This window comes from Verrucomicrobiia bacterium (assembly GCA_036405135.1).
In the GTDB taxonomy this organism is placed as follows: Bacteria; Verrucomicrobiota; Verrucomicrobiia; order Limisphaerales; family JAEYXS01; genus JAEYXS01.
Map to the genome: position 1 here is coordinate 12,404 of DASWYF010000048.1, position 15,852 is coordinate 28,255.

Annotated in this window: 12 protein-coding genes; 4 read left to right on the plus strand and 8 right to left on the minus strand. The window is 56.3% G+C overall.

Annotated elements, in window-relative coordinates; translation table 11 throughout:
* Positions 1–52: 52 nt before the first annotated feature.
* From VGH19_21875 to VGH19_21890, 4 genes are all read left to right on the plus strand, one after another.
* The gene (locus VGH19_21875) at positions 53–2,848 is read left to right on the plus strand and encodes a DEAD/DEAH box helicase (GenBank protein HEY1174030.1); all 2,796 of its coding nucleotides are present in this window, start codon (positions 53–55) and stop codon (positions 2,846–2,848) included.
* Positions 2,849–2,969: 121 nt separating this feature from the next.
* Positions 2,970–3,602, plus strand: coding sequence for an ATP-dependent Clp protease proteolytic subunit (locus VGH19_21880; protein HEY1174031.1), 633 nt, complete (start codon positions 2,970–2,972; stop codon positions 3,600–3,602).
* An 18-nt stretch (positions 3,603–3,620) separates the two neighbouring features.
* On the plus strand, positions 3,621–4,925 hold the full coding sequence (clpX, locus tag VGH19_21885; GenBank protein HEY1174032.1) for an ATP-dependent Clp protease ATP-binding subunit ClpX: 1,305 nt from the start codon (positions 3,621–3,623) through the stop codon (positions 4,923–4,925).
* 54 nt (positions 4,926–4,979) lie between these two features.
* Complete coding sequence (locus VGH19_21890; GenBank protein HEY1174033.1) at positions 4,980–6,161, plus strand: aminotransferase class I/II-fold pyridoxal phosphate-dependent enzyme; 1,182 nt, start codon at positions 4,980–4,982, stop codon at positions 6,159–6,161.
* Positions 6,162–6,285: 124 nt separating this feature from the next.
* On the opposite strand, the gene VGH19_21895 is transcribed toward VGH19_21890, so the two are convergent.
* The 8 genes from VGH19_21895 to VGH19_21930 form a co-directional block, all read right to left on the minus strand.
* Positions 6,286–7,851, minus strand: coding sequence for a LamG domain-containing protein (locus VGH19_21895; GenBank protein ID HEY1174034.1), 1,566 nt, complete (start codon positions 7,849–7,851; stop codon positions 6,286–6,288).
* 56 nt (positions 7,852–7,907) lie between these two features.
* Positions 7,908–9,491 (minus strand): glycerol-3-phosphate dehydrogenase/oxidase, encoded by a 1,584-nt coding sequence (locus tag VGH19_21900; GenBank protein HEY1174035.1) that lies wholly within the window; start codon positions 9,489–9,491, stop codon positions 7,908–7,910.
* 140 nt (positions 9,492–9,631) lie between these two features.
* A complete protein-coding gene (gene glpK, locus VGH19_21905; GenBank protein ID HEY1174036.1) occupies positions 9,632–11,116 on the minus strand; it encodes a glycerol kinase GlpK in 1,485 nt (494 codons plus the stop codon).
* Between the two features lie 152 nt (positions 11,117–11,268).
* Complete coding sequence (locus VGH19_21910; protein ID HEY1174037.1) at positions 11,269–11,949, minus strand: ATP-binding cassette domain-containing protein; 681 nt, start codon at positions 11,947–11,949, stop codon at positions 11,269–11,271.
* Positions 11,946–12,623 carry a molybdate ABC transporter permease subunit gene (modB, locus tag VGH19_21915; protein ID HEY1174038.1) on the minus strand — a complete coding sequence of 226 codons (678 nt, stop codon included), beginning with the start codon at positions 12,621–12,623 and terminating at the stop codon, positions 11,946–11,948. Before modB ends, VGH19_21910 begins: the two co-directional genes overlap by 4 nt.
* 184 nt (positions 12,624–12,807) lie before the next feature.
* Positions 12,808–13,683 carry a molybdate ABC transporter substrate-binding protein gene (gene modA, locus VGH19_21920; protein ID HEY1174039.1) on the minus strand — a complete coding sequence of 292 codons (876 nt, stop codon included), beginning with the start codon at positions 13,681–13,683 and terminating at the stop codon, positions 12,808–12,810.
* Positions 13,680–14,030: a LysR family transcriptional regulator gene (locus VGH19_21925; protein ID HEY1174040.1), complete on the minus strand. Its 351-nt coding sequence runs from the start codon at positions 14,028–14,030 to the stop codon at positions 13,680–13,682. Before VGH19_21925 ends, modA begins: the two co-directional genes overlap by 4 nt.
* Before the next feature lie 9 nt (positions 14,031–14,039).
* The gene (locus VGH19_21930; GenBank protein HEY1174041.1) at positions 14,040–15,566 is read right to left on the minus strand and encodes a YifB family Mg chelatase-like AAA ATPase; all 1,527 of its coding nucleotides are present in this window, start codon (positions 15,564–15,566) and stop codon (positions 14,040–14,042) included.
* Between the last annotated feature and the right edge of the window lie 286 nt (positions 15,567–15,852).

A 15,852-nucleotide genomic window follows, 5' to 3' on the forward strand; every position in this document is an offset into this window, starting at 1 on the left:
CGCTCCTCCTGAATTGACTTCATGGCATTTCAGCCGTTGCTTACCACCACGTATGGCATTGCCCGGTTTATCAGCATCGCCAGTTACAGAGTGGTTCGCCCGGACTTACGGGAAGCCCACTCCTGTGCAGGCGCAGGCGTGGCCGGTGATCGCGGCGGGGAAGAATGCGTTGCTGATTTCGCCGACGGGGACGGGCAAGACGTTGGCGGCGTTTCTCGCGGCGTTGCATGAGCTGGCGGCGATGGCGGAGCGTGGCACCTTGGAGAACCGCATCTATCTGCTCTATATCTCGCCGTTGCGCGCGCTGGGTTATGATTTGGAGAAAAATCTGCAAGCGCCGTTGCAAGCCATCTACGGCGAGAAATCTCCCATCCGCGTCGGTCTGCGCTCCGGCGATACTTCTTCCGCCGATCGCCAGAAGCAATTCACCAAGCCACCGCACATCCTGCTTACCACACCCGAAAGCCTGTGCCTGCTCATGAGCCAGGAGAAGTGGTTGCCCGTGCTGGATGGTGTGCGCTGGGTGATCGTGGATGAGATCCATGCCCTCGCCGAAAACAAACGCGGCGCGCATCTGAGTTTGAGTTTGGAACGACTCGATGCGCTGGTGAGAAGTTCCAAGTTTAAGGTTCAAGGTTCAAAGTCGGGGGAACCTGGCGGGCTAATGAAGGGTACGGGTAGCTTGTTAGTTGATGTGCCTAGTGCAAGCGCCTCGACTGCCGGCTGGAATCCGGCAGCACATTGTGTTCAGCGCATCGGCCTCTCCGCCACCGTCGCGCCTTTGGATGAGGTCACAAAGTTTCTCGTCGGCACGAATGGACAATGCGAGATCATTGATGCGAGTGCGGAGAAGCGTATTGATCTGAAGGTCTATACGCCGTTGGCAAAGAATCCGTATCCGGTCGCAGGCTTCACGGGAGAACGGCTCATCAAGGAACTCGGGCGATTGGTCGTCGCCAATCGCACCACGTTGATCTTTACAAACACGCGGTCGGGTGCGGAATCGGCGACGTTTTGGTTGAAGGATGCGTTGCCGGAATTAGCGGATCAGGTCGAGTGTCACCACGCCTCGCTGGATCGCGATGTGCGGCAGCAGACGGAAGACCGCTTGAAGCGTGGTGAACTTCGCGCTGTGGTTTGTTCCACTAGTCTGGAGCTGGGCATCGACATTGGCTCTATTGATCTCGTCGTGATGCTCGCGACCCCGAAGGGCGTGAGCAAGGCGCTGCAACGCACCGGTCGCGCCGGGCATAATATCCACTCCATCAGTCGAGGCCTATTGATGGCCACGAATATCAATGACCTCATCGAGTGTTGCGCCACGGCCTTGCTCGCCCGTACGCGGCATCTGGATAATGTGCGATTACCCATCGAGCCACTCGATGTGCTCGCGCAACATCTGGTGAGTATGGGCTGCATCGCCAAGTGGTCACGCACCGACGCACTGGCGTTGATTCGTCGCGCTTACATTTATCGTCATCTGAGCGAAAGTGATTTCAATGACGTGCTGGATTACCTCGCCGGTGGCGGCAAATCCCTGCGCAAGCAATACGCGGAATTGTTCGGCAAGATATATTTGGACGATAACGGCTTCGAGACGCGCCAAGGCGTCGTGCGACGTGACTTCCTGCAAAACGTGGGTGTCATTCCGAGCGAAGGCACGGTGACCATCCGCTTGAAGAATCGCGTGCTGGGCAGCGTGGAGGAGTCGTTCATCCGGCAGTTGAAGCCGGGGGATGTCTTCATGATCGCTGGTCGCGCGGTGCAGTTGGAGAAGGTCGGTTGGATGGAGTGTTTCGTGCAGCGTGCCGATCACGCCACGCCCACTATCCCGCGCTGGAACGCGAACAAGATGCCGCTGAGCAATCGCGTGGCGCAGGAGATCATGGGCTTCCGCGCGGAACTGCGTAAGCGCTTGGAAGCGGGTGGCGAATCGGACATTGAGCCGTGGATTGCTGAACGGTTGGATTGCGGTGCGAACAACGCGCGGATCATCGGGAAGATGTATCGCGCTCAACATGCCTTGTCCGAGATACCCACGGCGGATTTTCTTTTGGTGGAGGAACTGCTCTCGAACAAGGACGAAGAGACAGTCCTTACCGCCGAGACTGCCCAGGCCAAACGTCCGCGTGGTCGGGGCAAACCGCGACCGGTTTGGGTGCCCGCACGGCATTATTTCATCCACTCACTCATCGGGCGCTCGGCGAATGATGCGTTATCCCGAGTCGTCGCCCAGCGGCTCAGCCGTTTGCGCGGCGGGAATGCCGTGGCCACGCCAGATGACTACGGGTTCGTCCTCACCGTCACTCCGGAGCAGCATTTCACCCTCGAAGAACTGCCGAGCTTGCTAACGCCTGAGGGCTTCGAGGCCGATTTGGATGAATCCCTGAAACGCTCGGCCCTCCTGCAATACCACTTCCGCAATGCCGCGCAGACCGGCCTGATGGTTTATCGGAACTTCTTTGGCGAACAAAAGTCCGTCCGCAAGCTACATTTTTCGGCGGAAGTCATCTTCAACGTCTTGCAACAGTATGAGCCGGACCATGTTCTGATGCGGGAAGCCCGCAGCGATGTGCGTCATACCTTCCTAGATGTCGCCGGAGCGGAAGCCTTCTTGGCGCGCGCGGCCCATCTGCCGAAACGCCTCCATGCCGTGGACCGTGTGCCGCCTTTGTCCTTCGCCATGTATGCCACGAAGATCAAGGAAGCCCTGCTGGTGGAAGATCCGGCGGCGACAATGGAGCGGCTTTATAATCTTTGGTGGACTAAAATCGAGGGACACGCAGGGGAAACATCGAACACCGAACATCCAACTCCCAACATCGAGAGGAAAAGTCAGAAGGAATAAGCCCAACTCATTGCCGTGGAGCAAAAAACGCCGAAAAATCTCCCCGGTCCATGGCTTGACGGTATTTGCGCCTATGGAGTAACTTGCCCAATTAGCGCGATGCGCTAGTGTTAGCCGTTGTATGAACAATTTTTTGATACCTCACGTCATCGAGCAGACCGGTCGCGGAGAACGCGGCTACGATATCTATTCCCGCCTGCTGGTTGACCGTATCGTTTTCCTCGGAACACCCGTTGATGACATGGTGGCGAACGTCATCATCGCCCAGCTCCTGTTCCTCCAGATGACGGACCCGAAGAAGGACGTGCATTTGTACATCAATTCTCCCGGTGGCAGCGTCACGGCTGGTCTCGCCATCTATGACACGATGCAGTTCCTCACCTGCGATGTGAACACGTATTGCATCGGTCAGGCGGCCAGCATGGGCGCAGTTCTCCTGTGCGGCGGCACGAAGGGCAAACGTTTCGCCCTGCCGAACGCGAACATCATGATCCATCAGGTCCTCGGCGGCGCCGAAGGCCAGGCGAGCGATGTCGAGATCCGGGTGAAGTACATGCTCAAGCTGAAAGAGCGCTTGAACACGATCATCTCCAAGCACAGCGGTCAGACGTATGACGTGGTGGAACGCGCGTGCGATCGCGATAATTTCATGAGCGCGGAAGAGGCGAAGAAATTCGGTCTCGTGGACGAAGTCGTCGTCTCCCGCAAGGAAGTGCCCGGCATGCCGGACAAGACTTCCGTCGTCACCAATTGATTTAACATGTAACAACAGATGGCCCGGCCAACCAACCTGACCTTGTGCAGCTTCTGCGGGAAATCCCACGCGGAAGTGAAAAAGCTCATCGCGGGCCCGGGCGTTTACATCTGTGACAGTTGCATCCTCGTCTGCAAGAACGTCCTCGATAAGGAGATGCAGGCGGAGGTGAAGCGTGCGCAACCGCGCGTGCGCATCCCCAAGCCGTCCGACATCAAAGCGGAGCTGGATATCCATTGCATAGGTCAGGATATCGCCAAGAAGACTTTGGCCGTGGCGGTGCATAATCATTACAAGCGCGTGATGCATGAGCAGAACGCCGCACCGGCGGAGAATGGCGAGACGCCGTTCCCGCAGATGATCAGCACACCGCATTCGGAGGTGGAGATCGAGAAGAGCAACATCCTGCTCATCGGTCCCACGGGCTCCGGCAAGACTTTGCTCGCCCGCTCACTCGCTCGTATCCTTGACGTGCCGTTCGCGATCGCGGATGCCACGACGCTCACGGAAGCCGGTTACGTGGGTGAAGACGTGGAGAACATCATCCTGCGACTGCTCCAGAATGCGGATTACGATGTGAAACGCGCGCAGATGGGCATCGTTTACATCGACGAAATCGACAAGATCGCGCGCAAGACGGAGAACGTCTCCATCACTCGCGATGTCTCCGGTGAAGGCGTGCAACAGGCGCTCCTGAAGATTTTGGAAGGCACCATCTGCAATGTGCCTCCGCAAGGCGGTCGCAAACATCCCCAGCAGGAGTACATCCGCGTGGATACCACGAACATCCTGTTCATCTGCGGTGGTGCGTTCGTGGGCTTGGAGAAGAATGTGCAACGGCGCGTGGGTAAGCGCGTGCTTGGTTTCGGCGATGCCAAGGAAGCCACGACCATCGCTCCTGAAGATCGCACGACGATCATGCAGATGATCGAGCCGGAAGATTTGCTGAGCTACGGTTACATCCCGGAATTCATCGGCCGCCTGCCGATGCTCACCGTGCTGGAAGAGCTGACCGAAGATCAGATGATGACCATCCTCACCGAGACAAAGAACGCGCTGACCAAGCAGTTCGCAAAGCTCCTGGCGATGGAAGGCGTCGAACTCGAATTTTCCTGCGATGCCCTGCAGGAGCTGGCCGCACAGGCCATCAAGAAGGGCACTGGTGCCCGCGCCCTCCGCGGTCTGCTGGAAAAGCTCATGCTGGATGTGATGTATGACATCCCCGGCAGCGAGGACATCCTCAACGTCAAGATCACCCGTGCTGTGGTGCTGGGCAAGAGCAAGCCCATCATCCGGCGGAAACAGGACCAGGCAGCAGCCTGATTCGCGCGGGTTGCCCGGTGATTCACCGACGGGCGCCCGCCCCAAGGTATTCCCATGTCGCAACCACTAGACACCAAGCAGTTCATCGCGAAGCATGTCAGCGCCATTCCGCGCTCCGGCATCCGCGAATTCTTCGACATCGTCCAAAACACCAAGGGCGTCATCTCCCTCGGCGTCGGTGAACCCGACTTCGTGACGCCGTGGCACATTCGTGAGGCCGCCATCTACGCCTTGGAACGCGGCCGCACCACCTACACGTCGAACTTGGGATTGCTGAAATTGCGCGAGGCCATCGCAGCCACTGTGGAAAAGCAGTTCAAGGTCACCTACGATCCGAAGACGCAGATTCTCATCACCGTGGGCGTGAGTGAAGCCTTGGATATCGCCTTGCGCGCGCTGCTGAATCCCGGCGATGAAGTGATCTATCACGAGCCGTGCTACGTGAGCTATTCACCGAGCGTGGCACTTACGCACGCTGTACCTGTGGCGGTGAACTGCCGCGCGGAAGACGGTTTCGCGCTCACAGCAGAAGCGATCGCGAAGGCCATCACACCGAAGTCCAAGGTACTGATGCTGAACTTCCCGACGAATCCGACGGGCGGCACGATGACACGTTCCGAATTGCTGAAGATCGCGGAGCTCGCGCACAAGCATAACCTCATCGTCATCACGGATGAGATCTATTCTGAGCTCACGTTCGAGGGTGAGCACGTCAGCATCGCGTCCCTGCCCGGCATGCGCGAACGCACGATCTTCCTGCACGGTTTCTCGAAGGCGTATGCGATGACCGGCTTCCGCATCGGCTACGCGTGCGGTCCCACGGATCTCATCGAGGCCATGATGAAGATCCACCAGTACTCCATGCTCTGCGCGAGCATCATCAGCCAGGAAGCTGCGCTCGAGGCGTTGCTGCATGGCGAGCCAGACACCATCGAGATGCGCGAGCACTATCGTCTTCGCCGCAATTTCATCGTGAACGCGCTGAACAACATGGGCCTGAAATGCCATTTGCCGCGCGGCTCGTTCTACGCCTTTCCGTGCATCCAATCCACAGGTCTGAGCTCGAAAGAGTTCGCCGTGAAATTGCTGGAGCAAGAGAAAGTGGCGTGCGTGCCTGGTGGCGCTTTCGGTGCGAGTGGTGAAGGCTTCCTGCGCTGCTGTTTCGCGACGGCGTTCGACCAGATCGAGATCGCCGCCGAACGCATGGCGCGTTTTGTGAAGAAAAATTCGCGGTAAAACTATCAGATGCTTTGCAGGAATGAGGCCATGAAAATTTGGTGATATGAGAAGCGAATGCTATCCCAAGAGCATGAGGTAGCGATTGATGAAGTCTGGCCTGACCGGATTTTCTGAGAGAGCGTCAGTCAATCATTTCACCGAGTTCTTGAACCTCATTTTCTGAAAGTGCCCGATTGTAAATGCGCAGGTCATCCACCTTACCCTGGAACCCATTTGCACCTTCTACGTTCCCCAGCCGCAAAGGCGAATTGATGTAAGAAAGAACCGAAGGCCCATTTGTTTGAGCTGATTTCAGCCCGTTGATATAGGTGACATAGGTAGAACCTTGCTTGGTCAAAACAAAGTGATACCAGGAATTGGTTGAATATGCCCACGAAGTTCGCGCGGCCAAAGTCTCGACAGTAGGATTGTTGTTCACCAAAAAGGACAACTCACCTGGATTAGAACGGTACAGCCAGATCCACTTCAATTGATTACCTCCGCCATTGCTTCGTCCAAAGAAATGTTTTTCGCCCGCAGTCCCTTGAAACTGAAGCCACATGCTGATGGTGAATTCCAAGTTGATTTCGTCGGCAAGGGTGGCTCGGGGCAGTTCCAGGCGGCTGACCACCCCATCGAAGAACGCGGCTCGATTGGGTCGTCCAAGCCGGTCCGGAACCAAACTTACCCCGTTGGCAGTGGCATTTTGCCCGTATATGGATTCAAGAGCGGGATCTCCGTTGAAACTATATTGGGCCACCAGATTTTGCCCCAGTTTCACCGGATTATAATTATGCAAGGCCTTCACTTCCGTGGCCGAAAGTGCGCGATTGTATATGCGGATATCATCCAGCGTTCCTTGAAACCAATTGGCGTTTTCTACCTGACCAATTGTAAACGATGAAAACGACGTGCTGCTTGGGACAGCATATCGTACATCGCTGACCAACCGGCCATTGATGTAAGTTTTGTAATCTTCGCCGGTTCTGGTGTGGGCGACATGCATCCAGACATTCGAGGCAAACATCCACGCACCTGCAGCATTGGCAGCGGCGCTGCCGCTGGAAGAATTCAGATTCAGAAGAAAACCCGCGCTCATGTCATGACGGATGATCCACTTGCCCATGTTCCCCGGGCCATCGCTTTTTCCGAAGAGATGAACCGAGGGTTGCTGGACCTCAAAATTCACCCAATAAGCCACAGTGAAATCACCCGCAGCCAGCATTTGCTGCTGTGAGTGTGGAATTAAAATATACTGGTCTATGCCGTTGAAATGGTAAGCCCCATACAAATTTCCAAACCGGTCTTTGGTTGGGATGGCTCCCAAAACGATGCCGTCATTCTCATATTCAGTGGCGTCGTTGGCATTACCATCCAAACGGTAATGTGCCACCATCCCGGCATCGATGTCATGTTCGACCGCACGGAAAAATCCGCTGTTCACCCCTTCGATTCTCTGGAAAAAAGACTGTACCGTCCCGTCACCGCTGATCACGCCAGTGATATCATACCAGGTGGGGTTCTCTAGCGTAGTCGTAGATTGAATCACATAATGACGGTTTGGATTTGTTTCCAAACGAACAGCGACCGCAGGAGAAACTGCCACTTCCGGCCCCGTGGCAGCAGGAGCAGAACGGGGGACACCGGGAAATATGGCCGCCAACAAAACAAGGAATACCAAACGTTTCGAAAATTTTGGAGAAAACATGCTATTGCTCCTGTAAAATCCAGCAACAGCCTGCCTGCCAAGCCTCATGTTGCCAATCAAATATCTCCATCGCTTGCAAACTGGCCCGCTAGGTAGAGTTTTGCCACTGACTCGAACTCTTTGATTTGCTCGGCAGCCCACGCATCATCTTTGCCCAATTCCTTTTGCATAAGGGTTGCAACGCGTGGCGCACATTCCATCGCAGCAGCGGCATCTAATAGCAACCCACGCAAACGGCGACTCAGGACATCTTCCACGGTGCGGGCCATTTCTTCACGGGCAGCCCAGAGGACTTCGCCCACGCGATAGGGCAGGCGCGGGTGGAGCCGCTCCAGGCCATCAGGCAGTTCGCGAGCAACTTTATCCACGGAGAGATCGAAGCTGCCATAGACAGAGGACCACTCGTTGTGATTCTTAGCCGGAGCGCTGCCGTGCAGGCGCAATTCGCGCGTGCGACATGGCTTCGGATCCAAGTGCGCGACTTCGATGGCGCGATTCACCGTATCCTCCGCCATCTTGCGATACGTGGTCCATTTGCCACCGGTGATCGTGATGAGGCCAGAGTCAGAGACCAAGATGGTGTGATCGCGAGCGAGCTTCGAGGTGATGGAGCTATCACCCGCTTTCACCAACGGACGCAAGCCCGTGAAGACGCTGCGGACATCGGCACGCGTGGGTTTACGGGTGAGATAGCGCGCACCGTAATCGAGCAGGTAAGCGATCTCTTCCTCCAATGGACGCGGTTCCAGTTCTGCCTGTGGACGTGGTGTATCGGTGGTGCCGAGCAAGAGGCTACCGTGCCAAGGGATAGCGAAGAGCACACGACCATCATCTGTCTTCGGCACCATGAGCGCTGTGTCAGCGGAGAGAAAGGAGGCATCGAGCACCAAATGAATGCCTTGGCTCACGGCGAGCATGGGCTTCACAGCGGTATCATCCATGCGGCGGATATCATCGGTGAAAATGCCGGTGGCGTTGATGACGATCTTCGCGCGCAGTTCATAGACGCATCCAGCCTCGACGTCTTCCGCGATGACACCAGCCACGCGGTTTTTCTCTTTGATGAGCTTCACCACGCGCATGTAGTTCAACGCGACACCGCCGCAGTCGGGAATCGTTTGCGCGATCGCCAGAGCAAGTCGTGCATCATCGAACTGGCCGTCGAAATATTGGACGCCGCCTTGGAGTCCTTGCGGATTGATTCCCGGCAATTTCTCGCAGACCTTATCATTACCGAGCCATTGCGTGGCACCGATGCCCAAGCTACCGGCGAGCTTGTCGTAAACCGTAAGCCCGATGCCGTAGTAAGGTTTCTCCCACCATTGATACGCGGGCACGATGAACGGCAGCGGATGCACGAGATGCGGTGCATTGCGCAGCAGCAAGCCGCGCTCATGCAGGGACTCGCGCACCAGTGAGACATTACCCTGCTTCAGATAACGAAACCCGCCGTGGATGAGTTTCGTGCTGCGGCTGGAAGTGGCCTTAGCGAAATCGCTCTGCTCAAGAAGAACTGTGCGATAGCCACGTGATGCGGCATCGAGTGCCGTGCCCAAGCCCGTCGCGCCACCGCCGATGACGATGATGTCCCAAGCATTGGGCTCTGCGGCAAGGCGGGCAAGTTGAGTGGCGCGATTCACTGGGAAATTTTAGCCACGGATCAACACAGACGAAACACAGATAGGGTTAAGACGCGCTGGCCTAGTCTGTGAGGTTTGAATGCTCATGCAGCATCAAGTGTATCACACACGCTCGTAAATCGTATTTCCGAAATCGTAAATCAGGATTCTTCCCATTTCTCGGCGCGGGACAGGGCTTTGTTCCAGCCGGTGAGAAGTTTCTTATGTTGCGCGGGTTTCATGGTGGATTTGAAACGGCGATCGGCCTGCCATTGGGAGGCGATGGCATCGACGCTCTTCCAGTATCCCACAGCTAGACCTGCAAGATACGCGGCACCGAGCGCAGTGGTCTCCGTCACCTTCGGGCGTGTCACAGGGACTTTCAGGATGTCTGACTGAAATTGCATGAGCAGGTTATTCGCACATGCGCCGCCGTCCACGCGCAGTTCCTTCAGCTTCACTTTCGCATCGGCTTCCATCGCGTGGAGCACGTCTTGCACTTGATAGGCGATACCTTCGAGTGCTGCCCGGGCAATCTGTGGGCGACCCGACCCACGGGTAAGTCCCACAAGTGTGCCACGCGCATATTGATCCCAATGCGGTGCGCCGAGTCCGGCAAAGGCAGGCACGAGATAGACACCGCCGTTATCTTCCGCTTGTGCGGCGAGAGCTTCCACCTCACTGGAGGAGCGGATGATGCCGAGGCCATCGCGCAACCATTGCACCACGGCACCGGCGATGAAGATGCTGCCTTCTAGCGCGTATTCGGTCTTGTTGCCGATCTTCCACGCGACAGTGGTGAGCAGATTATTCTTCGAAGAGATTGGTTTCGTGCCCGTGTTCATCAGCATGAAGCAACCGGTGCCATACGTGTTCTTCACCATGCCGGGCTTCGTGCAGACTTGGCCGAAGAGCGCGGCTTGTTGATCGCCCGCGATACCTGCGATGGGAATGGGCGTGCCGAAAATATTCGTCTCTCCATACACCTCACTGCTGCTGCGCACTTCGGGAAGCATCGCGCGAGGGATGCCGAATAACTTCAGGAGCTCTTCATCCCAATCCCCTTTGTGGATGTTATAGAGCATGGTGCGTGAAGCATTGCTCACATCGGTGACATGGGCGCGTGTGCTGGTGAGATTCCATGTGAGCCACGTATCGATGGTGCCAAAGGCGAGTTCGCCTCGCTTGGCTTTCTCCAGTGCACCGGGGACATTCTTCAAGAGCCATTGCAATTTCGTGCCGGAGAAATAGGCGTCCACCACGAGGCCGGTCTTCTTCTTGATCATCGGCGCGAGTTTGCGCTTCTTTAACTGGTCACAAACTTTCGAGGTGCGGCGATCCTGCCACACGATCGCGTTATGGATCGGTTGGCCGGAGGCCTTGTCCCACACCACGGTGGTCTCGCGCTGATTCGTGATGCCGATGGCGACGACATCGCGCGCGGTGAGGCCAGCCTTTAATATCGCTTCCGCAGCCACGTTTGATTGCGTGGCCCAGATCTCGCGCGGGTCATGCTCCACCCAGCCCGGCTTAGGGAAGATCTGGCGGAACTCTTGTTGCGCCACGGAGACGATAGCGCCGCGATTATCAAAAACGATGGCGCGCGAACTGGTGGTGCCCTGATCCAATGCGAGAACGTATTTCATGCGATGAAGCGGAGATAGTGGTTCGCGCTCTATTTCGCACGAAAGCGGAGGATGTGCAAAGATAAACAAGAACTAGTTGTTCGCTGTGACCGGTTGGAATGCCAAATACTTCAAGACACCTGAACGGTTACTGTTGCCATGCGAACGCTCCTTTACTGCCGGCAAGATGCCGGCAGCACATTGGCTGTTGGTCCGCGTGCCGTGATCTTGCCGTCTTCCAACTGGATGACTTCATCACAGAGTTCGCGGACTTCTGCGGCATCGTGCGAGACGTAGAGCATGAGGACGTGAAACTCGTCACGGATGCGTTTAAGGAAGGGCAACACGCGGGCTTTCAAGCGGGCATCCAGGCTGGAGAGCGGTTCATCGAGGAGCAGAAGCTTGGGGGCCGTGGCAAGCGCACGAGCGAGGGCGACGCGTTGTTTTTCGCCACCGGAAAGTTGATTTACACCCCGTGTGAGCAAAGGGGCGATCTCTAAGACTTCGATTATGTGATCCAGTTTGAAGAGGCCATCCACATTCGCACGCAAACCGTAGCGCACGTTTTCATTTACGGTGAGATGGGGGAAGAGTGCGAGATCTTGCGGGACGTAGCCGATGGCGCGTTGCTCAGGTGGGATGTGCAGGCGCGCTTGCGTATCGGTCAAGGTGCGCTCGCCGAGAATGATCTGAGCGGAAGCGGGGCGGCGCAGTCCAGCGATGACATCGAGCAGTGAGGTCTTGCCCGCACCCGAGGGGCCGAAGAGCGCGGTGATTGGCGCGGTGAGTTCAGCATCCACCTCGAGCGTGAGGCGGTCCAAAGGCAGGAGGACTTGGCGCAGAGAGAGCTTCATGAGCGTTTCTCCTTTTCCCGGCGCAGGAGCCATTCACTCGTCCATACTGCGGCGAAGGCCATCGTCACGGAGAAGCCGAGCATGGTCCACGCGGCGCGATCATCGCCAAGTTGAACGGATTGATAGATGGAGAGCGAAATCGTTGTCGTCTCACCAGCGATATTACCGGCGACCATAATGGTCGCGCCGAATTCGCCGAGCGCACGGGCGAAACCGAGCAGCACACCGGCAAGGATTCCTCGCATTGCGAGTGGCGCGGTGATGGTGAAGAAAACACGCCAGCCGTTCGCGCCGAGTGTGCGGGCGATCTGTTCCAATCGTGGGTTCACACCTTCCATCGCGGCACGTGCGGAACGTACGAAGAGCGGGAAGGACATGACCATGAGGGAGAGCAGCACGGCTTTCCACGTGAAGATGATCTCCAGATGCAGATTGTTCTCGAGGAAAGAACCGAGCGGGCCGCGTCTGCCGAAAAGTTTTAACAGGATGAGACCTGTGGCCACGGGTGGAATCACCAGCGGCAACGAGATCAGTGTTTCAACAATGCTCTTCCCCGGCCAATCACGTCGTGCGAGCAGCCATGCGATGGCCAGACCGGGCGGAATGATGAGCAGCGTGGCGAGGGCGGAAGCCCACGCGGTGAACCAGATGATCTGCCATGCTTCGCCCGTCATGCTCACGAACACGGTTTCCTGAGATGGGGTTCAGGTCAAGCAGATGGAGGGGATTTGTGTGCGAGAACGATTAAAGTGATTGCACTCTTGGCTCGCTCACCCCTCACCCCCGCCCTCTCCCCGTTGAGGGGCGAGGGAGAACATTTGTCTCCGCTAACAGTATCAACGTGATTTGGCGTGCGAATCATGGTTGCACGATGAAGCCGTATTTCAGGAAGATTTTCTGGGCGGCTTCGTTTTCCAGATATTTCTGAAAAGTCTTGGCGAGATCGGGTTGCTTGGCTTCTATCAGCACGGCCATGGGGTAGCTGATCGCAGGTCCTTCGTCGCGAGGGATTTCATAGGCGACTCTGATTTTCTTCGAGATGGCGGCGTCCGTTTTATAAACGATGCCAGCCCGTACATTCCCGGATTCCACGGCAGCTAAAGCGGCTCGAACATTTTCTGTAGGGACTACTTTTGGTTCAATAGCCGCCCAGAGGTTTAATTTGGTAAGGTATTCCTTGGCATATATCCCAGCGGGCACAGTTTTAGGATCAGCAAGCGCAATGCGTGTCACTTTGGCTTCTGCAAGATCGGCGGCTTTCGAGATATACGTAAAGCTGTCATCTGGCACTACGATGACGAGCGCGTTCGAGAGCTTGCTCTTGCGCGTCTCTTTCATGATGAGCGCTTTTTTATCGAGTGCGTCCATCTTCGCTTCATCGGCCGAGAAGAAGAAATCTGCGGGAGCGCCTTCTTCGATCTGGCGGGCGAGGGTGCTGGACGCACCGAAGTTGAAGACCACTTTGTCCGCGCCTTTCTGCTGCGCTTCAAAACCCGTCGCAATTTCTTTCAAGGCATCGGTCAGGCTCGCAGCGGCGAAAACGCGTAAGGTTTCTGCCTGAACTGCTGTGCTGGCAGCCAGCGTGAGCAAAGCCAGAAGCATTGAAACCCTTCGCTTCAGGCGATGAGAAATAATCGGAGGCGTCATCTTATGGAGATTAGGCTGCATACGATATATTCTGTCAAATATATCGAGACAATAACTCTTGGGCCGTGAGATTCCCGGGAAGTTCAACGCAGAAACTGGAGCAGCGCGGCAGATTCTTTAGTGGTGGCTTTCGCAGACTTCGCTTCGAGGTTACGAAAGCACTTGAGCACTTTTAGGCCAAACTCTGTGACAGCAGCGCCACCATGCTTCTCTCCACCGCGATTTTTCTCTACCACCGGTTCGCGGAAACATTCGTTCATCACTTTGATCAAAGACCATGCACGCATGTAGGAGAGATCCAATTCACGCGCTGCTTCCGCGATGGAGCCGGTTTCGATGATGGCTTCGAGCAAGTCAGCTTTGCCGGGGCCGAACGCGATCTGCTCATCGCGCATGAGGCGGTAGCGGGGCTTCAGACTTTTGCGCGTGGCCATAATGTTGTGTTAAGTCCACAACTGCCGATCGAGTGAACGGAACTGGATGGCCTCACCGAGGTGATCGCTCTGGATATTCTCCGTGCCCGCGAGATCGGCGATGGTGCGCGCGACTTTCAGGATGCGATCGTAAGCGCGGGCGCTGAGATTCATATCACTCATCGCGAGTTGGAGCATGTCACGCGCCTGGTCATCGAGCGCGCAATACGCTTTCAATTCCTTGCTGCCCATGCGCGCATTGCACGTGAGCTTGGGTTTGCTCGCGAAACGTTTTAGCTGCACCTGCCGCGCGGCCATCACACGTTCACGGATCACAGCCGAGCTTTCGCCGGGCTTGCCATTCGTCATCTCCTGAAATTTCACCTGCGGCACTTCTACATGGATATCGATGCGATCGAGCAACGGGCCAGAGATGCGGTTCAGATAATTTTGGATATCGCGTGGCGAGCTTCTCGATTCAGCAGGCATTTTTCCATCCGGAGTCGGATTCATCGCCGCAATGAGCATGAATTGAGATGGAAAGGTCATCGTGCCGGCGGCCCGTGAGATGGTGACTTTGCCTTCTTCGAGCGGTTGGCGCATCGTCTCGAGCGCGCTGCGTTTAAATTCCGGCAATTCATCCAGGAACAACACGCCGTGATGCGCGATGGAGATCTCGCCCGGCGTGGGGTTCATGCTACCTCCGAGCAAGCCCGCATCACTCGCGGTATGATGCGGTGAGCGAAAGGGACGTCGCGTGACGAGCGCCTGACCGGCATTCAACAGGCCGACGATGCTGTGGATCTTCGTCGTCTCCAGCGCTTCATCGAGCGTGAGCGGCGGAAGAATCGTGGGCAGACGTTTCGCAAGCATGGACTTGCCAGTACCAGGTGGGCCGATGAGCAGAAGATTATGGCCACCAGCGGCTGCGATCTCGAGGGCGCGCTTCACGGTCTCCTGCCCTTTTACCTCGCTGAAATCGACATCGTCATCGTGCGGCTGATCGAAGATGCCGTTCACATCCACGCGCAAGGGGGCGATCTTCACTTCGCCTTCGAGGAAACCGACGGCTTCGCGGAGATTGCGAACGGGGATGACGTTCAAGCCCTTCACCACGGCAGCTTCGGGCGCGTTATCCACGGGGACAAGGATACCGGCCTTACCTTCAGCCTTCGCGCGGAGGGCCATGGCGAGGACGCCTTTCACGGGACGGACGGCGCCAGTAAGAGCGAGTTCACCGGTGAGGACGAAGTTCTCGAGCTGGTCGCTGGCGAACTGTTCACTTGCGGCGAGCATGCCGACGGCTATGGGGAGATCGAAGCTGGGGCCTTCCTTCCGCACATCGGCAGGAGCGAGATTGATGGTCGTGCGGCCCATGAGGAACTTGAAACCGGAATTCGTCATGGCGGTGCCGACGCGGTCAATGGACTCGCGGACAGCGGCATCAGGCAGGCCGACGATGACAATCTTGAGGTCGCCAAATGCGCTGTTCACTTCGACTTCCACGGGATAGGCGTCGATTCCTTGAACAGAGGCTGAACTGACCTTGGCGAGCATGGGAGTGTTATGCTGGAGGGGCGGATTCCGTGCAAGCGCGGAAGAACCAGTTTCATGTTTTTGCTCTACGTGTTTTAAAAAGATTGAGAAAGAGACTATAACGTTAATCTTCTCTTGGGCGGAAGCGGATGAAACTGCCGAGTATAGTATGTAAAATACTAATTATTAAATATTTACACAATAAAATGTCGCGTCTGTGAAATATTTTAAAATTCATGCTTTTCACAAGTTTGACTGGCATTTTTTTGGCTATCTAAACGATTGGCGATGGCAAAAATCATGCGTT